The organism is Nonomuraea phyllanthi (assembly GCF_006334985.2).
Taxonomy (GTDB): domain Bacteria; phylum Actinomycetota; class Actinomycetes; order Streptosporangiales; family Streptosporangiaceae; genus Nonomuraea; species Nonomuraea phyllanthi.
This window is the reverse complement of record NZ_VDLX02000001.1, coordinates 850,165-875,609: the sequence shown is the minus strand read 5'-3', so window position 1 is coordinate 875,609 and position 25,445 is coordinate 850,165. Positions and strand designations below refer to the sequence as shown.

Sequence of the window (25,445 nt, the reverse complement as noted above, 5' to 3'; positions counted from 1 at the left end):
GAGAAAGTGAGCAGTCACCGCTGATGGTGGATTTGAACCCCTTTCATGTGGGAACGGCGGCGTGGACGGCGGCGGTCCCGACGACGGTCGCCGCCGGTGGTGTGCTGGGGCCGTACGGCTGGGCCATCGCCATCCTGGCCGCCGCCATGGCCAGCAACCCCGGAGGCATCGCGACCGAGGGCATGGTCATCGGCCCCGAGGGCGATGAGGGCTTCGAGGGGTTGAAGAAGCAGTGTCAGCAGCTCTACAAGAGCCTCGAGGAGAACGCGGACTGGCATGGCGACGCCAAGGAAACGTTCAAGACCGTGCTGGACAACTTCGTCGCCGAGTGTGACAAGGCCGCGCTCCGGTGCAAGGACCATCGCGACTCGCTGATCTGCACGGCGACGGTCCTCTCCGTACTCGGCGGCCTCATGGTGGTCATCGCGGGCGTCCTGGTGAAGCTGAAATGGGCGGACTTCGCGAGCAAATTCCTGCCGGCGAACGCGAAGCTCATGTCGGGGACGGCGATCCAGGGCATTCTGAAGGGCATCCTGCAGTCGCTGAAGATGAAGTGGCCCGAACTGAAGAAGCTCTTCCTCGCGGTCGGCGGTATCGCCACCCTGGTCATGTTCGCGGCCATGAAGCAGGACCGGATGTTCTTCCTGATGAAGGCGTTGCCCTCGCAGTTCGACATGAACGACACGAACTTCGGCCAGAATCCAACCGGGCTCGCTTACAACATCACCTACGAGAAGGGCCACCCCGTGTCCTCCACGGGTCTTGATCCGCAGCAGATGAGCAGCCTCACCCAACCGCGTGTGGAAGGGGCGGAGAACGGAGCCGGGACGATGCCCGCGCCCTACCCCGGCACGTCGGGCACTCCCGTTCCGGCATCAGGGGCGACCACGTCCGATGCCGGCACGGGATCACCGGACAACGCCCAGGCGTGATGATCAGCGCTGTGGCCGTGGACGTCATCCGCCGCTTTCCTGGCCGCCCTCCTGATCGCCCATGTAGGCCGACTGCATGAGCCGCTGGCCGGACTTGCGGTCGACGAAGATGCCCCGCCCCTGCGGCAGGAGCTGGGGACGCACGTTGCCGACGACGTAGCCCTCGTCCTTGTTGCCCGACATGAGCAGCGTCGGGCTGGCCATGTCCTTCAGCCTGGTGATCGTCTGGTCGAACATCGCACGCCCGATGCCGCCCATCTGCCGGGCGAGGATCAGGTGCAGGCCGATGTCGCGGGCCTGGGGCAGCAGTTCGACCAGGCCCATCAGCGGGTTGCTCGACGTGGCCACCAGGTCGTAGTCGTCCACGACGATGTACAGGTCGGAGCCCTTCCACCAGCTCCGGTCACGGAGCTGGTCTGGCGTCACGTCGGCGGGCGGGAGCCGCTTGAGCAGCGCGCTGCGGGCGTCGTTGATCAGCTCGGTGGCCGCGGTCGCCGAGGCGGCGTACCCGATCCGGTGCTCGGTGACCGCCGAGTCCAGCAGCGACCGGCGGTAGTCGATCACGATCATCATCGCCTCGCGGGGCGTGTTGCGCGCGACGATGCCCTCCGCGATGAGCCGCAGCAGGTTCGACTTGCCGCTCTCCGTGTCACCCGCGACGAAGAAGTGCGGGTCGGCCTCGAAGTCGAGCAGCACGGGGGAGAGCGTGGCCTCGTCGATGCCGATCGGCACGAGTCTGCCGGTGCGCTCCGGCCCCGGCAGCTGCGCCACGGGGAGTACGGCAGGCAGGAGGCGCACCCTCGGCGCGGGAGCGTGCCGCCAGGCGTCCTTCACGGCGCCCACCATCGCGCGCATGCCCGCGGCCAGGTCGTCGATCTCGGAGACCCCGTCGATCCTCGGCAACGCGGACAGGAAGTGGAACCCGTCCTTGGTCAGGCCGCGCCCAGGCACCCCCTCGGGCACCGCGAGCGACTTCTTCCTGTTGACCTCGGACTCGTAGGCGTCGCCGAGCTTGAGCTCGACCCGGGTGCCGAACAGGTCGCGGATGGCCGGCCTGAACTCCGACCACTTGTTGCTCGCTCCCACGACGTGGATGCCGTAACCGAGACCGCGCACGGCGAGGTCGGTGACCACCGGCTCCAGCGCCTCGTAATCCTGGCGCAGGGTCAGCCACCCGTCCACCACGAGGAACACGTCGCCGAAGCCGTCACCGGCGATCTCGCCGGCGGCGATCATCCTGCGGTACGTGCCGATGCCGTCGATGCCGTTCTCGGCGAACATGTGCTCCCGCTGGGCCAGCAGCGTGCTGACCTCGGCGACCGTCCTTCGCACCCGGTCGCCGTTCAGGCGGCTGGCGACCCCGCCGACGTGCGGCAACCCTTCCAGCGCTGCGAGCGCGCCGCCACCGAAGTCGAGGCAGTAGAACTGCACTTCTCGCGGGGTGTGCATGAGCGCCATGCTGCTGATCAGCGTGCGCAGGACCGTGCTCTTGCCGCTCCGCGTGCCGCCGGCCAGGCCGACGTGTCCGGCGGCACCGGACAGGTCCAGCCAGTACGGGTCGCGTCGCTGTTCGAAGGGGCGGTCGATGATGCCGATCACGGCGTGCAACTTGCCGCGACCGCCCCAGCCCGCGGTGGTCAGGCCGAACTCCTGCGTGACGGACAGCTGTGGCAGGAGTTGGTTGAGCGTGGGCGGCTCGTCGAGCGGTGGCAGCCAGATGGGGTGCGCGGGCGGTCCGTGCCCCTGGAGCCGGCCGACCACGATGTCGAGCAGGCTCTTCTGCGTGCTGTTGTCGGCCTTGGAGGCCTCGCCCGCGGCCACCTCTTTCTTCGGTTCCTGGATCACCGGCACGGGGACGAAGTCCGGCCCGTACTCCACCACCTGGCGGACCAGCCGCGTCTCGTCGTCGGCCATCGCCTGCTGGGGGTCGGCCTGGTAGGGACCGGAGACGTAGGCGGCCTTGAACCGGGTCATGCCGGTGGTGTCGAACTTGAGGTAGCCGTTGCCCGGGGCCGACGGCAGCTCGTAGGCGTCGGCCACGCCGAGCACGACCCGGCTTTCCATCGCCGAGAACGTGCGCAGGCCGATGCGGTAGGACAGGTGGGTGTCCAGGCCGCGCAGCCGTCCCTCCTCCAGCCGCTGGGAGGCGAGCAACAGGTGCACGCCCAGGGAGCGGCCGAGCCTGCCGATCATGACGAACAGCTCGATGAACTCGGGTTTGGCGGTGAGCAACTCGCTGAACTCGTCGAGCACCACGAAGAGCGTGGGCATCGGCTTCAGGTCGGCGCCCATCTCGCGAGCCTTCTCGTAGTCGCGCAGCGAGGCATAGTTACCGGCCGCGCGCAGCAGCTCCTGCCGCCGGACCATCTCGCCGTGCAGGGCGTCGTGCATGCGGTCGACCAGCGGCAGCTCGTCCTCGAGGTTCGTGATGACCGCGGAGACGTGGGAGAGGCCCTCCAGGCCGAGGAAGGTCGCGCCACCCTTGAAGTCGACCAGGACGAAGTTGAGGATCTCCGACGAGTGGGTGATCGCGAGGCCGAGCACGAGCGTGCGCAACAGCTCCGACTTTCCTGAGCCGGTGGCGCCGATGACGAGGCCGTGCGGCCCCATACCGCCCTGGGCGGACTCCTTGATGTCCATTTCGACCATCCGGCCATCGCTGCCCAGCCCGATCGGCACCCGCAGGCGGTTGCGTCCGGCACGCGGCTTCCACGTCTCGGCCGGGTTCAGCCGGTTGGGGTTCCCGACCCCGAGCAGCTCCGTCAGCGTGGTGTTCACCGACAGCGCGTCCTGCACGTCGCTGCTGGTCGCGGCCGACGCGCGGAGCGGGGCGAGCTGCCTGGCCAGCCCTTCGGTCCGGGCGAAGTCCAGCTTGTCGGGCGCGCCGAGCCTGGTCACCGTCTCCTTCCTGGCGTGATCCAGCTTGATCATGTGGAAGGCGTCCTGCTGGACGTCGAGCCTGAGCATCGCGCGTTCCTCCACCGGCCCGGTGGAGTCGGACAGGTCGATCACGGTCACGCCCTGGATGGCGTCGGTGCCGAGCTGGGAGTCGATGGGCACGTGCCCGCCGTCGACGATCAACACGTGGTACGGCAGCGCGTCCGCGGCCGAGCCCGGTTTGAACCTGGCGCGCTCCTTCAGCTCACCGCCCACGAGCCGGTCGAGCTCGGCGAGGTTCTCCGCCATCAGCCTGACCTGGCCGGCGGCGTCCGTCTCCTCCGGATGGAGGGCGTGCGGAAGCCACTTGAGCCACTCCCAGTGGGGCATCCACTCCTTGCTCGCACAGACCATGATCCGCATGTCGTCCGGCGAGTGGAACACCGCGATCTGCGCGATCATGGCGCGGACCAGCCCGCGCATGGCAGCGGCGTCGCCACGCAGACGGATGCGCGCGAACGAGCCGAGCGCGACGGACACCGGCAGCTCGGCGACCGTGGCATGGGCGCGGATGAACCGCCGCAACGCACCCGCCGACAGCGCGTCGAGCTCCTCGACGGGCTTGGAGTCCGGGGGAACGAGCTGCACCGCCAGCTTCTGCACGCCGGTGCCGAGCCGTACCGTGCCGAAGTCGTCGTCCCGTGACCTGCGTTCCCAGAGCCGCGGTCCCATGGCGATCCACCACAGCATGTCCGGTGACGGCGCGCCCCACTCGAGCGCCTCGCGCTGCTGCCTGGCCGTACGGCGCACCCGCTTGCGCACCTGCGCCAGATAGCGGAAGTAGTCGCGCCGAGCGCCGTTGAGCCGGAACTTCCGCTCACCCGCCTGGCGGCCGAACTGGCCGATCGACATGCCGAGCATGGAGATCGCGAACAGGCCGCTCGACACGTACATCAGCGGGTTGCTGTTGCCGTACGAGGTGAACATGAGCGCCATCGCGGCACCGCCGGCCACCATGGGCAGCCACATGAGCGCCTGCATCGCGCCCTGCGGCTGAACCTCGGGGATCTCCGGCGGCGACTCCAGCAGGATCTCTCCGCGTGGGGGCTTCGGCGGAGGGCGTCGTTCGGGGCGCCGTACGACGACGATGCTCACGTGATGTACTCTCCAGCCTCATAGCGCGCAGTGGCCCCGTCAATATTAGATCGGCCAACACCAGACACGGGGCTTAATCGACGTAGGCGGTGACATTTCACCACCGATACGCTAAACCCCGACGTACCTTAGGGAGGGTCGCTGTGACGTCACTCGCTCCGGGGCGGCGAAACTCACCCCCGGCCCGTAGCGGGCCGCCGCTGGGACCTGCCGCGCAGGGCCTTCCGCGGGGTGGCCAGGCCCCCCTGCCGCCGCTGTGCCGGGTCACGATCGTGGCGCCGCGCAAGCGAGTCGACCTGGCCCTTCCGGCGGACGTCCCGCTTCCTCACGTCCTGCCCGGCGTGCTGCGTGCCGCCGGCGAACAGGACGGCGAGCACGCCTCGGCCCCCGGATGGATACTGCAGCGGCTCGGCCAGCCGCCACTTGACGCCGGCCAGAGCCTCGGCGCGCTCGGCGTGCTGGACGGCGAGATCCTCTACCTGCGCCCCCGCCAGCTCGTGCTGCCCCCCGCGACCTACGACGACGTCGCTGACGTGATCGCGCTCGGCGTCGAGGAGAACGACGGCACGTGGAAGCACAGGCACACCCGGCTGATGGGCATCGGCGGCGCTGCCGCACTGCTCGTGGTGGGCACGCTCGCGCTGATACTCGCCGGCCCGCCGTGGACGATCTCCGCCCTGGCGTCCGGGGTGTTCGCGCTGTTGCTCGTGGCCGGCGGCGCCGTCGTGTCCCGCGCGGCGGGTGACTCCGGCGCCGGTGCGTTGATCGGCTACACCGCGCTGCCGTGCGGGTTCGTCGCCGGACTGCTGGTGCCGGCAGGGGCGGTCCCCATCTTCGACCTGGGCGCGCCCCACCTGCTCGCCGCTTTCGCGGTCACCGCGCTGGTCGCCACCATCGGTGGCGTGGCCATCGGGGACGGCGTCCCCGGCTTCCTCGGCACGGCCATCGCCTCGGTCGGCGGTGCCGTGTCCGCCGCGGTCATCATGCTCTTCCCCCTGCCGCCCGCCGGCGTGGTGGCGATGACGACCGCGCTCATGCTCACGATCTGCCCCCTGGTGCCGACGCTGGCGTTCCGGCTCGGCGGGCTCCCCATGCCCACCATGCCCACCACGGCCGAGGAGCTGCGCAACGACAACATCAACGTCGACGCCGATGTCGTCAAGGAGCGAACCAAGAACGCGCTGGACTACGCCTCGGGCATGATCGCGGGCCTCGCCCTGATGGCGCTCATCTGCCAGGCGTTCCTGATCGCCGCCGGCACCTGGATGGCCGCCGCGATGTCGGTCACGCTCTCCATCGCCCTGGTCCTGCGGGCCAGGGTGTTCCAGGGCGTCGCCCAGCGGCTCTGGCTGATCATCGCCGGGCTCGGCGGTGTCGCGGCGTTCGCGATCGCCATGGCCGTCGGCCAGGGTCCGTTCATCGCCGTGTCCGTCAAGATCGCACTGTTGTGGATCGCCGCGATCCCCGTCGGCCTGGCGCTGCGCTCTCCCGATGCCAAGCCCTCCCCGTTCTGGGTACGGGCGGGCGATGTCTTCGAAATCATGATCACCGTCGCGTTGTTCCCCCTGGCCCTCGGCCTGCTGGACGTCTACACCTGGGTGCGCGGCCTGGCCGGCTGAGCCCTCGGAGTGCCTGGATTGTCCTGAGGCAGGTGGGGATGGAGGGATAGGTTGTGGTAAGTCTCGTATGAGCATTAGGTTGCTGCACCGGTACGTACTCACGACCGCACGCCGGCGACCCCCCAAATCCTCCACGACAGGAGCACCACTGTGACCTCGGAGTTCGGCGACTTCGCCAATATCGACATCGACAAACTCCTCGCAGGCGCAGACCAGCAGTTCGCCAAGATGGAAGAGCTCCAGAAGGCCATGGCCGACATGGTCGGGACGGCGACCGACGAGAGCAAGTTCGTCACGGTCGAGTACGCCGGCGAGGGCATCCGCGAGCTCACCATCCACCCGAAGGCGATGCGGCTCAGTTCGGGCGAGCTGGCGGACATCATCAAGCAGGTCGTCGCCGACGCTGCCGAGGATCTGCAGCGCCAGGTCAACGAGGCCATGTCGGAGGTGTTCGGTGAGGAGGACAATCCGATGAACCTCATCAACGACCCCGAAGGCGCCATGCAGCAGATCAGAAGCGCCGAGGAGGCCTACAACCGGACCTTCGACGACGTGATGGGCGAGCTCGACAGGATCCGCCGCCGTCTCGATCTCTGAGCGCCCTGGACGAACCGATCGTCAGGTCGATCCTGCCGCCGTAGGCGCTGCCGGCCCGGAGATCCCCGCGCCGGGTTCCGGCTCGCGCCCCCTGTCTACCGCTCCTCGTCGGCCGCCGGGGAATCTCCACTGCCGCTGGTGGCCACGTTCTCGAGCCCCTCGATCTGGATCTTCTTGAAATCGGGGAGCTTTCCGTCCGCGGGTGTCGCGGCATGTTTGAGATCACCCGCGAGAAGTCGCTCACAGAGCATCTGCACCCCGATGAGAAGCGCCGAACTGACCGCCAGCAGGACCATTCTCTTCGCGATGGATCTCTTCACGGGGGCCTGAGCCGCTTGAGCCGCCGCACCGCCCGCGGCCTGAGCGCCGAGAGCGCCGAGTCCGGCCGTGGCCACGCTGCCGAAAAACCTCCCCAAGTTGGTCAACCATGCGATGGGGAGCAAGGTGGTTCCGACGGCCGCGCAGACTATGGCGGCGCTGAACGATTCGCGGGCCAGCCCGTCCAACGCTTTCGCGAGACTCTCCAGCAGGGTCTTGACCTCGCGCAGGCCGTCGACGGCCTTGCCGTTCGCGTCTTCGTACTCGGTGCGGCCGAACTCCTGCCACCGGTCGCTGGTGATGCCGCCCGGTGCGGCCACGAGCTTGCCGATGGCGTCATCCACCTGCTGGGCCCCTGCGATATGGACGCCACTCTGATCGTCGATGTCGGCAGGACTGGACCACAGCATTCCCATGGTCATCGCCGCGTATCGGCATATCAGACCGACAAGGGTGCCTCGTGCGATCCGTGCGCCGGAACCAGCGGCAGCGATCCCTGACACATAGAGCCAGGGGCCCGACTCATATCCCGCGCCAGCCATTACGTCCCCTCATCACACCGTGTTCGCCTTGTCGGCCGCCTCGATGACCCGAGCACCGTTCTCCAGGGTGGCGCCGAACCCCTCGATCTTTTTGTCCGCCGCCTCTATGCATGCGGCGATCTTGTCACGGGAGCCTTGATATGCGGCAGTGAGGCCCATGAAACCCAGAGCGCCGAACCCGGGAAGGCCGACATCGGCAGCGCTGATCGAACCGTGGCATTTCTGCAGGACGCTGCCTTCACCGCCGACGTTCTTGGTCTTGTTACGGAGCTCCCGCATCGCGGCCGGATCGCCGTTCCGCCACTTGCCGGAGACGCCACCGTCCTTGAGTATCTGGTCGCGACCAGGGCCACGGCCCTGGTCGTCGCCCTGGTCGTCGCCCTTGCCGGTGTCCTGGTCGCCCTTTCCGTCAGGGTTACCGCTGGGAGCACCTGAGCCCGGGCTTCCCGAACCGGTGTCCGGGCCCCCCGAACCGCCGGCGCCCGGACTCCCTGAACCGCCGCTACCCGGACTTCCTGAGTCTCCTGAGCCGTCAGCGCCCGGGCCACTGCCGCCGGCCCCGTCACCGCCGGCTTCCCCGGGCTGCAGGGCATCGTCGCGCGGGTCGTCCGGCTTGCCGTCGCCGTCCGCGTCGTCGGGCTTCCCGTCGCCGTCCTTGTCCGTCACCGGATCGCGCCAGTCGGGGATGCCATCCCCGTCCGTGTCCGGGTCCGGTTGATTGTCCCCGTCGCGGTCGCTGTCCTCGACGTCCGGCTTGCCGTCGCCGTCCTGGTCCTCGTTCTTGCCGTCGCCGTCCTTGTCGGGGTCACGCCAGTCCGGGATGCCGTCCTTGTCGGTGTCGACGTCCTCGATGTCGTCGCCGTCCGCGTCCGGGTCCTGGTCGTCGGGCTTCCCGTCCTTGTCCTGGTCTCCCGTCGTGCCGCCGCCCGGCGTCCCGTCTTCCGGGGTCTGGTCGCCGGGGGTCTGGTCGCCTGGCGTCCCCTCTCCTGGGGTCTGGTCACCTGGGGTCTGATCGCCTGGGGTCTGGTCACCTGGGGTCTGATCGCCCGGCGTCTGGTCACCCGGGGTCTGATCGGTGGGCGTCTGATCGGTCGGCGTCTGATCGGTCGGGGTCTGGTCCCCGGGCGCGGGTTCCGCCGGGGTGCCGCCCTGGCCGCCTGAGCCGTCGGTGCCACCCTGGTCGCCCGAATCGCCCGCGTCCTGCGGAGGTACCTGGCCGGGGAGGCCGCCCTGGTCCTGCTCGCCGTCAGGGGTGCCGTCGGCGTTCTGGTCCTCTTGCCCGTCGGGGGTGCTGTTCTTGTTGAGGTCCTCTTGCCCGTCAGGGACGTTGTTCTGATTGACGTCCTCTTCGCCGTCGGGCGTGCCGTTCGCCGGGTCGTCACGACCGTCCGCGACCCCGTTGCCGTCGGTGTCCTCCACGCTGGTGTTGGGGTCCTCGGTGTCCTTGACCCCGTCGCCGTCCTGATCGTCGGGTGTTCCGTCGCCATCGGCGTCTGTCTCGTCGGCCTGGACGCGATTCCGCTCGGCAGGCTCCTCCGATTCGGACGAGCTGTCGTGGGCGGCGTAGTCGGTCAGCTCGGTGTCGCGGGTGCCGCGGTCGTCGATGTCGTGGAGTACGGTCACCTCGTCAGCGCTGACAAGGGCATCCGCGGTGCCGTTGCCGTCCAGGGCATAGCCCATGGGCATCCCGGTCCCGAGCTCGGACGCGGCGGCGGTCTCGACGTCATCACCCGAGCCGGCGGAGAACCCCTGTCTCGCCGCGCCGTCGTTTGGCGCGTCGCCCCAGTTCAGCAGCGCTTCGATGCCTGACCCTTGAGTCACTGCCGCCCCCATTCACCCAGCCATGCTGATCGGGTACGTTAGCCGACCTTGCTGAGCGTACAGAAGGGGACGAACTGTCACACAAGTTCATCCAGATATCTGACGTGACTCCAGCAACGTGCCTATCCTGGCCACCTATACGTACGAACGTCGCATATGACCCCACCTCACCAAGATCTCCTTGAGCACCGCCATACGCAGAGGCATCCAAGCAAGGTGATATAGATCCGTAACCATGCATACTTGTCATGTATGTTACATAATGTCGTCTAAGTGACCCGTGATGTAACAGGTGAAGATCGCGGAGCTGACGTACCAGCCGGATCGGGAGAGCAGGTGGGGCGCGGCCAGGCTTCGCTCCAGACCACCAGAGCACAGATTCACTAGAGGAGACCTGAAGTGGCTGAAAGCCTGAACAGCTTCACAGCAACGCCGCAGCAGATGATCGTGGCTGCGGGCCACGTCAAGGAAGCGGCCGAGCAGATCGACACCCTGCGGCGGAGCGTCGGGACGGCGATCGAGCAGCTCACCCAGATGGCCGGTGGCCGCCAGGGGTGGGGCGGCCAGGCCGCCAACCAGTACCGGCTGCACATGGAGAAGTGGGACCAGATCTGCCGCTCGAAGATCCTGCGGGATCTGGAGAAGATCTTCGATGACCTCAACGTCACCGCCGGCGTCTACAGCAACGCCGAGGCGGACAACAACCTGAACAGCCTCGGCCTCACCGACCTGGACGGCGACGGCCAGACCGACGCGCTCAACCTCCACGACTCGAACGTCCCGGGGAGCCGGAGCGACATCGACAGCCTCATCAACGGATAGCAACCCATCGGCGATCGTGGGGTGGGGGCAGGCCGGGCGTGAGAACGCCGCACGTCGGTGCCGACCCATCACCGACGCCACAGGAGTCACGCTGATCCCCGGGCCACCGGTTGACCAGCACGGAGCATGACCCAGAAGACGGAGGATGCGATGAGCGGTAGGACTCAAGTCAATTTCGGGATGATGGAAGAGGCCAACATCGCGCTTCTCGGCGTGGTGACGAAGCTCGACCAGATCACCGACGACCTGTACAAGCAGATCATGTTGGACTTCGGTCAGGACAGCAACGACCCCGCCGTGAACAACTGGGACGGTGCCGCGAAGGAATACTTCGACCAGCGGCGCCGCGCCTGGGACCAGGCCGAGCGGGAGATGGGTGACCAGCTCCACGCGGCGGCCAGGGCGCTCGGCGTCGCCAACGACAACTACAAGGCGGCCGAGGATGCCAACCGCAGGATCTGGGCGCAGGCCTGACCGAATCGGGTGAGCTGCCGGGCATTCTCGCTGCGGTCGTCATGTCGCGGCCGAGAATGCCCGTCTTCGCGTGTTGAAGGAGAGACGTGGGGGAGAACTACCCCGGTTCCTACGGGCATGACCAGCCGGGGCACGAGGTGTACAGCGGCTGGGACTGGATCGAGGACGTCAGGGCCGCCGGCGAGGATCGTGTCAACAACCCCGGCCGCATGCGGGACGTCGCCAGAGAACTGGCCAAGGCCAGGGGGCCGTTGACCGGTGACGCCTTCTCCGAGGGCTACACGACGGGCACGATCTCGAGCATCAGGGAGACCATCGACCCGTCGGGCAGCGCGGGCAGCGCCCTGTCCGAGCGGGGAGCGGCCGCCGTCGTGGGCAAGTGGGACGCCGCGAAGGACTTCGGCACCATCATCAGCAGTGCCGGAACGCAGTTCGGGACGGCGTACCAGTGGTTCATCGACACCTACGACGATGCCATCAGGGCCATCGAGAGGAACGCCGATATCCACGACACCACGGAACATGCCAACCAGGGCAACTGAGTTCGAAGGACCACGACGATGGCGAGTGGCAAGCAGGACCGACTGGAGATCGCCCCGGGCGTCGTGCCGGCACCTGGCGGCGAGGATCAGTACAACAAGGCGACCATCCAGAATTTGCTCAATGACACGTCGCCCGCGCTGATCTCGGACATCGGTTTCGCGTACATGCACGCGGCCAGCGCCATCAAGGACGCGTGCGCGGCGCTGAAGGCCCAGGCGCGAGAGCTCGCCGAGGTGTGGGTGGGGCCGGACGCGACCCAGGTCCAAATGGCGCTGCAGGAGCTGTGCCGTACGGGGATGGAGATCTCCACCAAGATGGATCGGATGTCCACCGGCGTCCGGACCTACTCGGAGACGAAACTCCCCGAGGCGATCAGCAAGGTGAGCGCGATCCACGTCGACTCCGGGGACCAGACCGAGCAGAACAGCGCTGGAGGGGCCTCCGGCTACAGCAGCAGCGCGCAGGCCGAGCAGGCCGCCGACCAGCAGGCCGCCAACGCGGCGGCAGAGGAGGAGAACCGGCAGGCCCGCGAAGCCCTCCGCACGCTGAACGGCGATCTCAACTCCATCTGGGCGTCTCACATTCCGGTGGACATCGACGTCAACCTGCCGGCGATCAACATCGGCGCCGGCGACCAGCACTCCCCGGACGACCCGTACAGAGGCCGTCACCCGGGCGACATCGACATCAGCAGCGACTACAACTCCTCTACCGGCGGCGGCCACCAGGGCGCGACCACCGGGAACGACAGCGGCACGACCGGCGGCAGTCACCGCGGCGGCCAGGACGGGCCCGGCCAGGGTGACCGCGCGGGCAACGACGGCACGGACCGAACGGGCGGCGGCGACCAGACCGACCGGCCAGGCGACCAGACCACCCCAGGCGACCAGACGCCGGATGACGGGACGCCGGGCGATCAGACGCCGGGTGACCAGGGTGACGCCGGCAACGCCGGCCAGGACGACCGGCAGCGGGACGACGCCATCCCACCGGTGATCGGCCAGGACGAGCAGCAGCGGACCAGCCTGGGCGACACCGATGACCAGATCGACCCGAACCGTACCGAGAACGTCAGCTATGAACCGACGATCTCGCAGGTCACCAGCACTCCGAACCCGAACGCGGTGACGACGCGACCCACGACCCCGCTGGTGACTCCGACCACCTCCACGCCGGTCACGGTGATCGGTGGGCAGGTGTCCGGCGGCGCCGTACCCGCCGCCTCCGCCGGCGCGCGCGGTGCCGGGGGCGCGATGTTCGCCGGTATGCCGCACGGGCCGCTCGGGTACGCCGGAATGATCGGCGAGGAGGGTGCGGAGTTGGAGCGGACCGCCAACCTTCCCGAGGACCGGAGCGTCTGGGATCCGCATCGCGACGACGTCACACTCGTGTCGGACAAGATCTCTTGATGAGGGAAGAGGGCGATCATCATGGTTTTCCAGCTCGATCCCGACTGGCCCGGGCTCAAGGATCAGCCGAGCGCCGACTCCCACGACGTTGACGACTCCCACATGAAGCGCATCGCCGGCGAGATGGAGGCGCTCGTCGACCGGATCACCGGATCCACGGGTTCCGTCGGATACCCGGAGTTCGAGCATGGCGACGAACTGCCCCCTTCTCCCCGGCTTCCCGAAGGCGCGGGAAGCCTGGCCGACCTCCAGCGGGTGTGCGCCCTCACCGAGACGGAGCTGGGCGGCAGCGACATGAGGTGGACGACGGCGAACGGCTTCGCCCAGTCCATCAAGAACGCCTACGTCCACCTGATCGGTGAGCAAGGCAGCGATACCGGTAGGTACCAGCAGCTCATCTCAAGGGATGAGAAGGGCAACTGGAAGCTGGCCGAGGCGGTGCGAACGATGGGCAAGCGCTGGGGCGAAGCCCAGGAAGCCAACACCTACTACAACGCCTAGGAGTATGGACATGGGTGGGCAGCCGCAGGACCTCCCATCAACCCCGATCGCGCCCTTTCAGGCGCGGCCAGGAAGCACGCAGAACCCACAGACCTCCTGGATGACAGGTGCGGGCTGGCTGTCCACGGACGCCGCCGACACGATCAAGGATTGGTTCGAGAACACCAATCCCGTGGCCGTCCAGCGGGCCGCCGATTACTACCTGGCCGCGGAAGAGCTGCTCAACGGCTTCGCCAATGACGTCAAGGCGAAGGCGACCGAGCTGGCCGGGCACTACAAGGGCCCTACCGCCAAGGCCACACAGGAGCAGTTGCAGTACTTCCACGCCAGTGTCCGCGAGCTGGCGGGCAAGCTGGGCGACGTGGGCCGGCCTCTCCAGGCGCATGCCCAGACGCTCGCCCGCGCCCAGCGGGACATCAAGACCAGCGATGACCTCGGGTTCTTCGAGGGAATGCCGTTCAAGCGCATGCATGACCTGGAGAACAAGGCGAAGAATCTGCTCAAGGACATCAACGAGGAGATCGTCCATCACTACGATCAGCTTCCTGTTTCGATCAAGCCGCGGGGGTTCGACCCCAACCTCAATGTCGACGACCCTTTTCTCAAGAACATCGATATGCCGCCCTATGACTTCGACTCAGATCTGAAGGACACCGGCAATCCCTACGCGGACCCGTTCGACCAGCGGGGCCTGGATCCCGACGCCTTCGACACCGACGGGTTCGACACCGACCGATTCGACACGGACGGCATCGGCGACGACGGCGGACTCGACGCCCGCCCGATCAGAACCGACGGGTTCAACACGAGCCAGACGGGTTCCAGCGGCAGCCCCGGCAGCGGGCTGGACGGCAGTGGCCTGACTCCCCGGGGGTTCGATCCCGGCGGCCTCAACCAACCTGGCCTGGGCGACAACTCGTTCGGCACGAGCGGGCTCGACCCCAACAGCCTCGACCCGAACGGCCTGAACGACCGGACCAACCTGGCGAACAACGGGCCGAACACCATGATGACGGGTCCGGACCTGTCGAACACCCCTACCACCGGGTACGGCACAGCAGGAACCGGCGGGAGCAGCGGGTACGGCTCCGGTGGCAGCGCAGGGTACGCGGCGTCGGCCGCGACTCGCGGTGCCGGGGGCATGAACGGCGCGCCGTTCTTCCCCGCGGGCATGCACCCGGCCGGCGCCCAAGAGGAGAATGCGATCGACCGCACGTCTCCCCTTTACGAGGACGACGACGTCTATACCGGTGGCGGCTCCGACACCACGGTCAGCGAGCTCAACCACCGTACGACGTGAGCCTCCCCGCGGAGGACCGGGCGGTTGAGCCGCGCCTCCGCAGTGCCGGAGCCGGACCGCCACAGGAGATCAGCTGATGGCCTTCACCCTCGCCCCCGAGCTGACCGGGTTCTTCAAGGCGTTCGGCATCCCCGTGCCGGAGCATCGGCCCAGCGTGGACACCCAGCTCATGGAGACCCGCCGGATGACGAACCTGGCGGACGCGATCCTCGCTCATTCGGACGCGGCGAGCGGTCACGTGACCCACGTCCAGCGCACCAACGCCGGCGCCGACGTGGACGCCATGCGCGGCGCGACGGCTCACCAGCCGGGCGAGGACAGGAAGCTGGCCCACGCGGCCCTGGCCACGGCCGCGGCCACCGCGACCACGATCACCATCTACGTGACGTGGGAGCGCGTCCTCTGGGTGGCGGGCGTCATGCTGGTCACTGGGCTGATCTTCAGGCCCGCGGCCACCATGAACGTGGTCGGCAACGTGCTCGTGTTCGCCGGGCGGGTGCTGAACTGGCTGTGGCGGGTGGTGGCCGATCTGGGCAGAATGCTCGGCCAGGTGGTCATGAAACTGAGCGAGAGGCTGGTGGCGCGCCGCGCCGCCGCGAACGCGGCCAGGTTCCCCAGGAGCCCGCACGCGCCCTCACGGCGCAAGGTCTCCGGCGGTGACCAGCGGCAGATCGACGAGTTGATGAAGAAGCATTTCGGCGATGACGGTCAGGCCTCATAGGTGCTGTCGAGATCCGCCTGGCGATGGTTCACCGACATGGTGGCCACGTTCTCCGCGGCTGTGCCGTACGCGTCGACCTGGTCGTTCAGCAGCTCGAAGATGAGCTCCCGGGCGTGGCGGTGGATCGCGCTCAGCCCGGCCAGCGGGCCGCCGCCGATGGGGTCGCTCTCTGCCGCCGCCCACGCCCTGATCTGGTCGGCCTGGCCGGCCAGGCTGCTCGCCGTCCCGTCGAGGCCCGTGGCCGAATGCCACAGAGCACCGTGGGACACGTCGATTTCGCGCATATCTGCACCATAGGCAACTTGAGTTAACGTTTTCACCACTACGCTCCATTAATGACGCGTTTGCGACTCCAGAGGAGGACGACTTCGGTGGCAGGCATCGAACTCAACCGTCATGCGCTTGAGCGGCTACGCAACACGGTGGTCCAGGCGGCAGGGCAGCTGGGCTCGATCGGTGATCAGTTCACTGACAAGGCGCCCAATTCGTCGATCTTCGGTTCTGTCGCGAGCGCCGGCGCCCTGGCCACTGCGGTGGGCGGGGTCGAGCAGCGCGGCAGGGACGAGTACGGCCGCGCGGAGCGCAACCTGAAAGCCGTCGAGCGCGCGATCGGCAAGGTCCAGACCAACATCGACCAGGCCAACCTCGACAGCACACCGGGACGCGACCGGTGAGCCTGCGCCAGCAGATCGCCGCCCTGCCCGGCAGCGGCGAACTGATCGCCGCCATGGACAAGGTCAACGGCGATCCGGAGAAGATCAGGGCGATCGCGACCCGCTGGCGTCTGGCGGGCAACGCCTCCTTCGAGGAACCCGCGCAGCCCGGCGAGATGACCAAGCCCGGCCCGCTGGGCGACGTCGCCGGCGCCACCCGGCTCGTCGACGACGCGTGGAACGGCGCCTCGGCCGACGCGTTCGTCGACCACATGAAGCAGTACGGCAAAGCCGGCCAGGCGCTGCAGGAGGCGTTCGACGACTGCGCCAAGAAGCTGGACGACGCCGCTGACGCGCTCGACACCGCCAAGCGAGGCGTGAACGGCATCTGCGAGACCCTGCTCCGCGACGTCTCCACGTTCAGGACCGACAACAGGCACGAGGCGCCCACCGACGTCGAAGCCGGGGTGCGGAGCCTGGTCGGGAAGCAGGTCGACCCGGTCAAGACCCACGCGTCGAACGCGGAGTCGGCCGTCTCCGGCGCCGCCAGAGACATCAGCAGCCGGCTGGGTGATGCCAAGCTGCCCTTCACGTTCGAGGACATCAAGGCGCCCGAGGAGGAGTCCTTCGTCGGGACCAGAAGCGGCTGGGTGCCGGTGTCCGCCTCCGAGTTGTCCGATTCGGTCAGGACCACGCTCGCCGGCAACGCCGGGAGCACGGGCACCGGCGGCGGCGGCGCCTACAGCGGTGTCTCCGCCGGGGGCGGTGCGCCCGCGCCCAAGGAGGAGGTGGTCGAGTGGATCAAACAGGCGATCACCGAAATGAGGGATCCTCGCTTCAAGGCGGTGCTGGAGAGTCGCGGGATCGATGTCAGCGACCTCGACCCGAACGACCCGAAGGACATCGAACGCATCTGGACGGTCATCTGGCACGAGTCCGGCGGTAACCCGAAGGCGATCAACAACTGGGACATCAACGCACAGAACGGCGTGCCGTCCCAGGGCCTGATGCAGACCATCCCGCCCACGTTCAACGCCCACAAGCTGCCTGGGCACGGCGACATCCTCAACCCGGTGGACAACATCATCGCCGGCGTTCTGTACACCTACAGCCGCTACGGCGACATGGCCAACCATCCGGGCATCCGGTCCCTGGAGCACGGCGGCGGATACAAGCCGTACTAGGGATGGGCTTCGTTGATCACGATGAGGAGAGCGATGATCGGGCAGATGGTGCTGGCGGGCGTGCTGGCACTGTCCGCCGTACCCCTCGTCCCGGCCCGAGCGCTGGCAGCGCCGGTGAGGTGCGATCCGGAGCGCGGGGTGTACACGGTCGCCGAGCCGTGGGCGCAGCGCAGGCTCGACTACAAGAGCGTGTGGCCGATCACCCGCGGCGACGGCGTGACGGTCGCCGTGATCGACAGCGGGATCGACTCGACACATCCGCAGCTCAGGCCGTATCGCTACTACGACAAGACCGGGACGGGCAAGCCTGACTGCGTGGGACACGGCACCGCCGTGGCGGGGATCATCGCAGCGCAGGAGGACCCGCGGGTGCCGTTCGCCGGGGTGGCACCCGGGGCGCGACTCGTCGTGTTCAAACAGACGAACGAGTCGACCGGCGATCCCAATGTCCTGGCCGAATGCATCGTCCAGGCCGCCGACCTCGGTGTCGACGTGATCAATATCTCCATGCAGACGGGTGACCACCCGTACCTGAAGAACGCGGTCAACTACGCGCTCGCCAAGGACGTGGTCGTCGTGGCCGCCGCCGGCAACATCGATCCAGAAAAAGAGCGCAACGCACAGCCGATCTATCCGGCGTCGTATCCGGGCGTCCTCGCCGTCGGCGCCGCCGGCCCCGACGGCAGGCGCGCCGACACCTCCAACAACGCCACCCCCGTCGGCGTGCTGGCGCCCGGCACCGACATCACCAGCACCTGGACGGGCAAGGCCTTCATCAACGGCAAGTCCGGCACGAGCTTCGCCGCGCCGTACGTCGCGGGTGTGGCCGCGCTGATTCGCGCCCACTATCCCAAACTGTCGCAGGAGCAGGTACGGCGGCGCATCGAGACCACGGCCGACGGGCGCTCCGGCAAGGGCACCGGGGCGGGGATGGTCAATCCCCGGCTCGCGGTGACCGCCATCCTGCCGGACGGAAGCGCTCCGGTGGTCGCGCAGCCGGACGTGCCTCTGGACGCCGACGCGATCGCCCGGGTGCCACACCCCGACGAGAAGGTGATGTCAGTCTCCTCGTCGCTCGCCGCAGCCGCCCTCGCCGGTGCGGGCGTTGTCGCGTTCGGCGCGGTGGTCGTGCCACTCGGCCGGAAACGCGGCTGGAAGGCAGGGAGAAAGCCCTGATGTTGGCATGACAGTTTTGGTTAAATGTGACTGATGATCCGCATGTGGTAATTGATAGAGCAATGCCCGGGAAGGAAGACAATGGGGGAGACGTGCCCCTTGCGACCTGAAGACCCGAAGAAGGTCGGGGACTTTGAGATCGTCGGGTTGGTCGGCGAGGGCCCGCGCGGCCCCGTCTACCTGGGCAAGCGCGGGAACGACCGGGTCGCCATCAAAGTGCTGCCCGCCGTCCAGAAGCAGAACGACGCCGTGCTCAAGCAGCTCACCTCCGCCTCGGGCGTGTCGAGCTCGTACACGGCCCGCGTCATCGAGGCCGGCTGGCTCGAGAAGCGTCCCTATCTCGTGCGCGAGTACGTCGAAGGGCCCACCCTCTGGGAAACCGTCGAGGCCGACGGCCCCCTGACCGGGGACGCCCTCGAACGGGTCACCATCGGCACGCTCACGGCCCTCACGGTCGTGCGGCTCGCCGGAATGGTGCACCGCGCCATCACCCCGCACAACATCGTTCTCAGCGCCGACGGCCCGCGCCTCCTCGACCTGGGCGTGGGCGAACCCGCCGAGCACACTCCCTATCAGGCCCCTGAGCAGATCCGTGACGAGCCGTCAGGCGCGGCGGCCGACGTGTTCTCCTGGGCGGCCACCATGGTCTTCGCGGCCACGGGCAAGGCTCCCTTCGCCGACGGCGACGCCGTACTGACCGAGAAGCCCGATCTCGGTGACATCACCCAACCGCTCCGGCGTGTCCTGGTGTCCTGCCTGGCCAAGGATGTCGTGCAGCGCCCCACGGCGCAGAACGCGATGCTCAAGCTCCTCGGCGACAAGACCGCTGACACGCTGGTCGCCGGCCCTCCCCCCGCCTCGTCCGCCGGTAGGGCGGGCCTGGCAGCCGGAACCGGTGCCGTGAACAAGGAGGCCGGCGGGGGTGCCAAGGCCAAGGCTGATGCCGGCGCGGCCGGTGCCGGCGGACAGGCCGGACCCGCAGCGCCCGGCCAGGGCGCTGCGGCGCATCCGGGTACGGTTCTCGCTCAGCTGAGCGGCCAGACCCAGCCGGCCGATGCTCCCGGCGGAGCGCCCCGCGGCGCTGCCGCAGGCGGTCCTGGTCTCCAGGGCGGTCCGGGTGTTCAGGGAAGTCTCGCCGGTCAGGGGAGGCCGGGGACGGCCCCGATGGCCGGTGGACCTTCAGGCGGTCCGGGGCAGCCGGGACCCATGACGGGTGGGCCCGCCCAGCAGAGCCCCATGGGACCGGCAGGTCCGATGGGTGCCGGACCCGGGCTCCAGGGCTGGCCCGGCCCTGTGCCTGGTGGCCAGGTGCCCGCGGGACCGCCTGTGCCGCCCGTGCCTCCCGGCTGGACCGCGGGGCCGGGGATGGCGCACGCGGCGGGGCCGATGCCCGGCGGATTCGCCGGCGGGCCGGTCCAAGGCGGGCCGGTCCAAGGCGGGCCAGTGCAAGGCGGGCCAGTGCAAGGCGGGCCAGTGCAAGGCGGGCCCGTCGGGCCCGTCGGTGGTCCAGGCGTCACCGGCCCGGGTTCGCCCGCCGATCAGGGCGGCCGCGATGCTCACATCCCGCCCGGTCACCAGGGGGAGCCCGGCGATGGTCGCGCGCTCGAAGGGGTGCCGATGTCGCCTCCACCGTCGGGGGAGCCGCCGACCTCCCAGATGTGGGCGGCCCCCGCGCTGGCGGGCCAGGACGGTCAGACGGGTCAGCCACCGCACGGCGGTGACGGTGCGCCGCCGGTGATCACCCAGCTCCAACCGCTGGGAAAGCCGCACCCGCGCAGGAAGTTCCCCGTCGGCCTGGTGGCGGCGGTGGGCACGATCGTGGTGCTCTCCGGCGCCGGGCTCTGGGGCGCGGGAACGTTCGCCGGCGATTCAAGCTTCCGCGTGGCGGCCGAATCGAGCGAGTCGGGCGGGCAGAACGGCCTGAGCGCCTCCTCCTCGGCCTCCGCGGCCGGCCAGCCGGTGCCCATGCCGTCACCGACCGGCGTGCCCGAGCAGCCGCAGCCGGAGCCGCAGGTGACCGCGCCGTGGGCGACCACGGCCGCGCCCGATGACTCGCCGCTGCCGATGAACCTGCCCAACGAGTGGCAGACGGCGGTGCCGACGAACCCCGCGGTGATCGCGCGCCCCACGCCCCCGCCGGTGCAGACCCCATCGGCGTTGCCGACACAGCCCACGCCGCTGCCGTCCACCGTGCCCTCGCAGGTGCCGCAGGTGACGAGGACGGTCACCGTACAGCCGAGCCCGTCGGCCACGACGGAGACAGCTACCCCGACACCGACCGCGAGCGCGACCTCCGCGCCCACCCCCACGAAGGATCGGCCGGGTGAGGAGCCGAGCAGCGCGCCGACCCAGCAGCCGACCCAGCCGCCGGCGCAGCAGCCGAGTCAGGAGCCAACGCAGCAGCCGACGGCGTCGAAGCCCGCCCCGACCAACGAAGCGAAGAACCCGTACTCCCCGACCCAGGTCTGCGGCGCGGGGTTCTCCGTCCAGCGGTCGAGCGCGTTCGCCGGCGGTGTCACCTACCAGCTCTGGAACAACGGCACCCAGCAGAACTGCGTGGTGACCATGAAGACGAAGGACGTGGGCAAGAGCACGCCGGTAAGCGCCACGCTCTACGTCCAGGGCGGCAGCCCGGGCAGCGCGAGCGACAGCGGCAACTTCGAGTATTACGCGGGTCCGGTCAAGCTGAAGGCGCCGGGCAAGTGCGTGAAGTACTCGGGTTCGACCTCGCACGGCAGCACCAGCGTGGACTGGGCGAACTGCGGATGACGAGCCACTGACAGCCGGCCACTCGCCGACCGCGTCCTCGATCCGGGCGCGTGACCGTGAATGGCCGGTTGTCACCCTTATGGGCGGATCACTAAGGTGATCATGCTACGCCGCGCGGAGCCCATGGGCGCCGCGTGCGATTGTGGGAGCTGAATGTGCGAGACCATCACGTGAGCTCGGACCAAGGGATCGAAATCGACAGCGCCAGACTCGGCGAAGAAGAGTTCAATCTCGGCAAGATGGGCTACATCCTCGGATATCTCAACCATGACTACTACACCGCGCGGCTGCCGGCGAACGCCCTCGCCCCGGCGGGCGAGCCGGCGAGGTGGCAGTTCAACGGCATCGAAGCGGATCTGGAGGACCAGCTCCGCTATGCCAAGGATCACGCCTTCGATCTGGCTGGAAAAATCGGGCGGTCGAAGCACGGTTACGACGTCGCCGAGAGCGCGGCAGCGAGGAAGGTTCTCGAGGCCGTCGCGGACGCGCGCCAGGTCGGCTACGAGCCACCAGAATTGGACGCGCCGCAGTGGTCGATGAAGATCACCGAGCGGGTCGACGGTTCCAGCGGCGAGCTGGTTCCCCCATGGCAGCGACTGCCCGGATTCGGCGCCGCCGGCGCGGGAGCTCTCGGCCTGGCGGGCCTTGGTTTCGCCAAGGACGCCCGCCTCAGCAACCTCAAGTACGAGCTCTGGCGCCAGACTTCCTACCAGACTCTTCGGCAGCCGAAGGTCAGTGACCTCAGTAAGCGCACGCAGCGGAACCTGTTGCTGGGCAGGCGGCTGAGCTGGAGCCTCATCGTCGCGGGACTGGCCTGGGAGGCTCTGGTCGTACCATCCGACGTCGACCTTTTCGAGAGTAAGGTCAAGTGGGATGTCCTCGCATCGGACAGCGGCAGCCTGTTCGGCTACTCGGCGGAGAAGGTCCGAGAGGCGATCGCGGCCGCCTGGAAGGAAGGGCTCGCCGCCGAGTCCGCAGATGAGCGACTCGTCGAATTCATGGCGGCGGGAGTCCAGTTCGCCAACCGGGTCCGCCGCCTCGCCAAGGCCCTCGATGAGACCCTCGGGGAGCTGGAGCGCATCCACATCGTCGCCTTGGCGTTCAGCGGGCTCACCCTCGGCCTGCTTGTCGCCACGACTCTCGGCGGTCCGGCCAACCCCGTCATGCAGGCGTTCAGGGAGCGCGTCGGCGGCAGGCTGGCGACGGTGATCTTCACGGCACTGCAGCTCGCCCCGACCGCGTACTTCGTCGGTCTTGCCATGCACCGTTTCGAGACGGCGAACGACTCCATGAAGATCGGCGACCGCACGATCGACGGGTTCAAGCCCCTGCGCTGAACGCGTCCAGGGGAGATCTCAGATTCAGGCCGCGGTGGTGGCGGCGCGCGGGAACTCCTCCATCCCGGACGCCGGCCGGGACCGGCGGCGGCATGAGTCCCGTTTTGGGTGCCGATACCGTTTCGTAACGGCTGGGACAGTGACATGCCGACGAACGTTCTGTAACGTCTGCGTTAATTGGGACGATTGAGCTCCATGTGTGTGACCTGGGGCTTTGGGGTCCTTTGCCTCGTCTCACGCCTGCGAATGGCGAGGTGGCTCAAGGGGGGCGGCGGTATGACTCTGCAGGGCTTCGGTTACGAACACGGTGAACTGAAACTCGGTGGTGGTGACTACGCCGCCGCGTCCGAGGCATTGGCGAAGCCGCTGACCGATTTCGAGGACAACGCGAGGGCGGAGAACACGACCTTCGGCCTCCTGCCCAAGCACTCCGACGAGACGGCCGCGAACTACTACAGATTTCACAGCGAGATGACTCGGTATATCTCCACCTTGAAGGGCAATTTCAAGGGTGCCGGCGTGACTCTGCAGACGGCCGAGCGCAATTACGAGATCGCCGAACCCGACCGCTGATCGATGCTCGCAGGGTGTGAAACGTTCCAGGGTGTGGATGATGAAGTTGGACTGCCATGGCGCATGAGTTCAGATTCGAGGATTTGGACAACGCCACGTACGACGTCGAGCAGTCAGCACGCCGCGTGCAGGATGCCAGGGGAGAGCTCGACGCGATCGTCGGCTCGGGGGAGAGCGCCGAAGGGAACGTGCGGATCACCACCGACGTGTCCGGACGCGTACTGAGCATCCATCTCGACCCCCGGGCGATGAAGCTGGGCAGCCGTGACCTCGCCGACGAGCTCCTGGTCGCCGTACGGCGCGCGCAGGACGACAGTGACGCGCAGCGGGAGCGGATAATCTCCGGCGCACTCGGGACGTCCGAATGGTCGGTGGACTCCTTCGCCGAGCGCTCGCACCGGCAGTTCGACAAGATCGTGGACAATCACCGCCGTGTCCTGGACGAGAGCGAGGCCAGACTCAGCGAGATCATCCAGCGGATCGAGGAAGATTTCGAGTAGGGCCCGGCCGGTATCACCGGGAGAAACGAACGGGGCCCGGACTGCGGTTCTCCCGCAGGCAGGGCCAGAGTCCGGATGACGGCGCGAGCGGCAGGCGCGACCACCTGATCTACGGCGCCGGCCGGGCCGGACTATTCGCTGAGTTCGGGAATCCTCAACTGCTGTCCAGGGGCGAGCACGTTGGGGTCGTCACCGATGACGTCACGGTTGGCGTTGTAGATGAGCCGCCATTTGTTGTCGTCGCCGTACACCCGCTTGGCGATGTCCGACAGGGTTTCCTGAGGTCCCACCGCGACCCGCTCGGGGACCGGCGGCGCCGGGATGGTCGGCGCGCTGTAGTCGGGGTTGTCGTACTCGGCGTTGTACACCGACGGCTGCATGGAGTAGTCGGGCACGGGGCGGGCGTCGAGTGGCACCATGTACCGCAGCGCTGAGCCGGACGCCACGGAGCCGAACGACCCAAGAGCCAGCGTGAGACCGGGATTGCTTCCACCGGGGAGAAACCTGCGCAATGCCGCTCCCGCCGCGGTGTTGTAGACACCGCCGACCGAGGAGAAGATCGCCGCGTTCTTCAGCGCCTCGTTCAGCGGCTTGCCCTGGCTGAGGTCGATCACGAACTGCGGACCGGCCGTTGCGACGACGCCCATACCCGCGTCCATGATCATGCTGTTCTTGGAGGTGCTGGTGGTCCAGCGGGCGATCGCGCCCAGCCGGGTCGTCGCGGACAGCCAGGACACCATCGCGCCGGACCTGGCGAGCGCGACATAGGACCCGCCCCACGGGGTCACGAATCCCTCGCCGCGGGTGAGGTTGCCGAAACCGTTGGCGAACCAGCCCCCGGTCATGGCCAGTGCGCCCATGCTCCAGTAGTTCGACATCGAGGACAGCGCCGGGCGCAGGAAGGAGCCGGCGAGCGTCGTTGTCTTCGACGGGGCGAGACCGTTCGGGATGACCCCGTGGAGGAACCGGCTCTTGCCCGCCGACACCATTGAGGTCCTGACCGTCGACAGTCCGCGCTTCACGCGCAGCTGCTCCATGACCCTGCCGATCATGCCGAACGCCCTGCCGACTCCCCCCAGCATGGCCGCCTGCCTGCTCGCGACCGCGGTAGTGGCCACGGCGGCGGTTCCCGACGCCCGCGCGACCATCGCCCACCGTGCCCAGAGTCCCATGGCGCCCATGCCGACGGCGATCGCGCCGGAGATCTTGATGTTGTCCCACAGCATCTTGCGGATATCGATCATCGCCTGCCTGGACGCCGCGGACGCCTTCGCGGCCTCCTGCAGAACCTGGGCTCCCGTTCCAAGGTTCTTGATCGCGCTGGCCAGCTCGGCACGGTTCAGATGCCGGTACTCCATGTCCTTGTGATGCTCGGCCGCCAGGCCGGTCCACCCGCGCTTGTCCGCTTGCTCGGGGAGCCCGTCGTGCACCTTCTGCAGGTCCGTCTTGGTCCTGGCGACGGCCTCGGCCATGGTCTCGAGCCGGTGGATGTCTCTTTCGTCGCCGACGGAGTTCCACGCCCTGCCCATCACCTCGATCAACTCGCCGATGTCTTTCAAGATCATGGTGGCCACCCCCTAAGTGCGCAACTATGATCAAATCATGCCTTTTGTTGACGAAGT

22 protein-coding genes are annotated in these 25,445 nt (G+C 68.2%); 17 read left to right on the top strand and 5 right to left on the bottom strand.

Translation table 11 applies throughout. The features are described from left to right. The first annotated feature begins 23 nt into the window (after positions 1-23). Positions 24-932 (top strand): hypothetical protein, encoded by a 909-nt coding sequence (locus tag FH608_RS04125; protein WP_139628404.1) that lies wholly within the window; start codon positions 24-26, stop codon positions 930-932. Between the two features lie 24 nt (positions 933-956). Here the strand turns inward: FH608_RS04125 and eccCa are convergent, their stop codons facing one another. Beyond that, complete coding sequence (gene eccCa, locus FH608_RS04120) at positions 957-4,964, bottom strand: type VII secretion protein EccCa (RefSeq protein WP_139628403.1); 4,008 nt, start codon at positions 4,962-4,964, stop codon at positions 957-959. Between the two features lie 143 nt (positions 4,965-5,107). On the opposite strand from eccCa, the gene eccD reads away from it, so the two are divergent. Together eccD and FH608_RS04110 are read left to right on the top strand one after the other, a co-directional pair. Next, entirely contained in the window at positions 5,108-6,583 is a 1,476-nt protein-coding gene (gene eccD / locus FH608_RS04115; protein ID WP_226898936.1) for a type VII secretion integral membrane protein EccD, read from the top strand. A gap of 150 nt (positions 6,584-6,733) precedes the next feature. Beyond that, complete coding sequence (locus FH608_RS04110; protein ID WP_226898934.1) at positions 6,734-7,180, top strand: YbaB/EbfC family nucleoid-associated protein; 447 nt, start codon at positions 6,734-6,736, stop codon at positions 7,178-7,180. A gap of 95 nt (positions 7,181-7,275) precedes the next feature. Here the strand turns inward: FH608_RS04110 and FH608_RS04105 are convergent, their stop codons facing one another. Together FH608_RS04105 and FH608_RS04100 are read right to left on the bottom strand one after the other, a co-directional pair. Then, on the bottom strand, positions 7,276-7,920 hold the full coding sequence (locus FH608_RS04105) for a hypothetical protein (RefSeq protein ID WP_139628402.1): 645 nt from the start codon (positions 7,918-7,920) through the stop codon (positions 7,276-7,278). Positions 7,921-8,052: 132 nt separating this feature from the next. Continuing rightward, positions 8,053-9,873, bottom strand: coding sequence for a midas domain-containing protein (locus FH608_RS04100; protein WP_139628401.1), 1,821 nt, complete (start codon positions 9,871-9,873; stop codon positions 8,053-8,055). 387 nt (positions 9,874-10,260) lie between these two features. Between FH608_RS04100 and FH608_RS04095 the strand changes: the two genes are divergently transcribed. From FH608_RS04095 to FH608_RS04065, 7 genes are all read left to right on the top strand, one after another. After that, complete coding sequence (locus FH608_RS04095) at positions 10,261-10,683, top strand: WXG100 family type VII secretion target (protein ID WP_139628400.1); 423 nt, start codon at positions 10,261-10,263, stop codon at positions 10,681-10,683. Positions 10,684-10,833: 150 nt separating this feature from the next. Beyond that, positions 10,834-11,157, top strand: coding sequence for a WXG100 family type VII secretion target (locus tag FH608_RS04090; RefSeq protein ID WP_139628399.1), 324 nt, complete (start codon positions 10,834-10,836; stop codon positions 11,155-11,157). An 86-nt stretch (positions 11,158-11,243) separates the two neighbouring features. Further along, the gene (locus FH608_RS04085) at positions 11,244-11,699 is read left to right on the top strand and encodes a hypothetical protein (protein ID WP_139628398.1); all 456 of its coding nucleotides are present in this window, start codon (positions 11,244-11,246) and stop codon (positions 11,697-11,699) included. An 18-nt stretch (positions 11,700-11,717) separates the two neighbouring features. Continuing rightward, complete coding sequence (locus FH608_RS04080; RefSeq protein WP_139628397.1) at positions 11,718-13,109, top strand: hypothetical protein; 1,392 nt, start codon at positions 11,718-11,720, stop codon at positions 13,107-13,109. 21 nt (positions 13,110-13,130) lie between these two features. Beyond that, the gene (locus FH608_RS04075; RefSeq protein WP_139628396.1) at positions 13,131-13,610 is read left to right on the top strand and encodes a hypothetical protein; all 480 of its coding nucleotides are present in this window, start codon (positions 13,131-13,133) and stop codon (positions 13,608-13,610) included. Between the two features lie 10 nt (positions 13,611-13,620). Further along, positions 13,621-14,910 carry a hypothetical protein gene (locus FH608_RS04070; RefSeq protein ID WP_139628395.1) on the top strand — a complete coding sequence of 430 codons (1,290 nt, stop codon included), beginning with the start codon at positions 13,621-13,623 and terminating at the stop codon, positions 14,908-14,910. 76 nt (positions 14,911-14,986) lie between these two features. Beyond that, on the top strand, positions 14,987-15,631 hold the full coding sequence (locus tag FH608_RS04065; RefSeq protein WP_139628394.1) for a hypothetical protein: 645 nt from the start codon (positions 14,987-14,989) through the stop codon (positions 15,629-15,631). On the opposite strand, the gene FH608_RS04060 is transcribed toward FH608_RS04065, so the two are convergent. Then, positions 15,619-15,915 (bottom strand): hypothetical protein, encoded by a 297-nt coding sequence (locus FH608_RS04060; protein WP_139628393.1) that lies wholly within the window; start codon positions 15,913-15,915, stop codon positions 15,619-15,621. The genes FH608_RS04065 and FH608_RS04060 overlap by 13 nt on opposite strands. A gap of 87 nt (positions 15,916-16,002) precedes the next feature. Here FH608_RS04060 and FH608_RS04055 point away from each other — a divergent pair, with 87 nt between their 5' ends. The 7 genes from FH608_RS04055 (at position 16,003) to FH608_RS04025 (ending at position 23,823) form a co-directional block, all read left to right on the top strand. Further along, positions 16,003-16,305: a hypothetical protein gene (locus FH608_RS04055; protein ID WP_139628392.1), complete on the top strand. Its 303-nt coding sequence runs from the start codon at positions 16,003-16,005 to the stop codon at positions 16,303-16,305. After that, entirely contained in the window at positions 16,302-17,468 is a 1,167-nt protein-coding gene (locus FH608_RS04050) for a transglycosylase SLT domain-containing protein (protein WP_139628391.1), read from the top strand. Before FH608_RS04055 ends, FH608_RS04050 begins: the two co-directional genes overlap by 4 nt. A gap of 33 nt (positions 17,469-17,501) precedes the next feature. Then, positions 17,502-18,644 carry a S8 family serine peptidase gene (locus FH608_RS04045; RefSeq protein ID WP_193318214.1) on the top strand — a complete coding sequence of 381 codons (1,143 nt, stop codon included), beginning with the start codon at positions 17,502-17,504 and terminating at the stop codon, positions 18,642-18,644. A gap of 99 nt (positions 18,645-18,743) precedes the next feature. After that, positions 18,744-21,413 (top strand): serine/threonine-protein kinase, encoded by a 2,670-nt coding sequence (locus tag FH608_RS04040; protein WP_193318213.1) that lies wholly within the window; start codon positions 18,744-18,746, stop codon positions 21,411-21,413. Between the two features lie 170 nt (positions 21,414-21,583). After that, complete coding sequence (locus tag FH608_RS04035) at positions 21,584-22,750, top strand: hypothetical protein (protein WP_139628388.1); 1,167 nt, start codon at positions 21,584-21,586, stop codon at positions 22,748-22,750. A gap of 276 nt (positions 22,751-23,026) precedes the next feature. After that, positions 23,027-23,323: a hypothetical protein gene (locus tag FH608_RS04030; RefSeq protein ID WP_139628387.1), complete on the top strand. Its 297-nt coding sequence runs from the start codon at positions 23,027-23,029 to the stop codon at positions 23,321-23,323. A gap of 56 nt (positions 23,324-23,379) precedes the next feature. Further along, positions 23,380-23,823 carry a YbaB/EbfC family nucleoid-associated protein gene (locus FH608_RS04025; RefSeq protein ID WP_139628386.1) on the top strand — a complete coding sequence of 148 codons (444 nt, stop codon included), beginning with the start codon at positions 23,380-23,382 and terminating at the stop codon, positions 23,821-23,823. A gap of 131 nt (positions 23,824-23,954) precedes the next feature. Here the strand turns inward: FH608_RS04025 and FH608_RS04020 are convergent, their stop codons facing one another. After that, positions 23,955-25,388 (bottom strand): LysM peptidoglycan-binding domain-containing protein, encoded by a 1,434-nt coding sequence (locus FH608_RS04020; protein WP_139628385.1) that lies wholly within the window; start codon positions 25,386-25,388, stop codon positions 23,955-23,957. Between the last annotated feature and the right edge of the window lie 57 nt (positions 25,389-25,445).

Bases quoted from the DNA above. Each gene is read 5' to 3' on its own strand.
- FH608_RS04125 (WP_139628404.1), top strand. From the start codon at position 24: ATGGTGGATTTGAACCCCTTTCATGTGGGAACGGCGGCGTGGACGGCG.
- FH608_RS04105 (WP_139628402.1), bottom strand. From the start codon at position 7,920: ATGACCATGGGAATGCTGTGGTCCAGTCCTGCCGACATCGACGATCAG.
- FH608_RS04100 (WP_139628401.1), bottom strand. From the start codon at position 9,873: ATGGGGGCGGCAGTGACTCAAGGGTCAGGCATCGAAGCGCTGCTGAAC.
- FH608_RS04090 (WP_139628399.1), top strand. From the start codon at position 10,834: ATGAGCGGTAGGACTCAAGTCAATTTCGGGATGATGGAAGAGGCCAAC.
- FH608_RS04080 (WP_139628397.1), top strand. From the start codon at position 11,718: ATGGCGAGTGGCAAGCAGGACCGACTGGAGATCGCCCCGGGCGTCGTG.
- FH608_RS04075 (WP_139628396.1), top strand. From the start codon at position 13,131: ATGGTTTTCCAGCTCGATCCCGACTGGCCCGGGCTCAAGGATCAGCCG.
- FH608_RS04070 (WP_139628395.1), top strand. From the start codon at position 13,621: ATGGGTGGGCAGCCGCAGGACCTCCCATCAACCCCGATCGCGCCCTTT.
- FH608_RS04065 (WP_139628394.1), top strand. From the start codon at position 14,987: ATGGCCTTCACCCTCGCCCCCGAGCTGACCGGGTTCTTCAAGGCGTTC.
- FH608_RS04060 (WP_139628393.1), bottom strand. From the start codon at position 15,915: ATGCGCGAAATCGACGTGTCCCACGGTGCTCTGTGGCATTCGGCCACG.
- FH608_RS04045 (WP_193318214.1), top strand. From the start codon at position 17,502: ATGATCGGGCAGATGGTGCTGGCGGGCGTGCTGGCACTGTCCGCCGTA.
- FH608_RS04030 (WP_139628387.1), top strand. From the start codon at position 23,027: ATGACTCTGCAGGGCTTCGGTTACGAACACGGTGAACTGAAACTCGGT.
- FH608_RS04025 (WP_139628386.1), top strand. From the start codon at position 23,380: ATGGCGCATGAGTTCAGATTCGAGGATTTGGACAACGCCACGTACGAC.
- FH608_RS04020 (WP_139628385.1), bottom strand. From the start codon at position 25,388: ATGATCTTGAAAGACATCGGCGAGTTGATCGAGGTGATGGGCAGGGCG.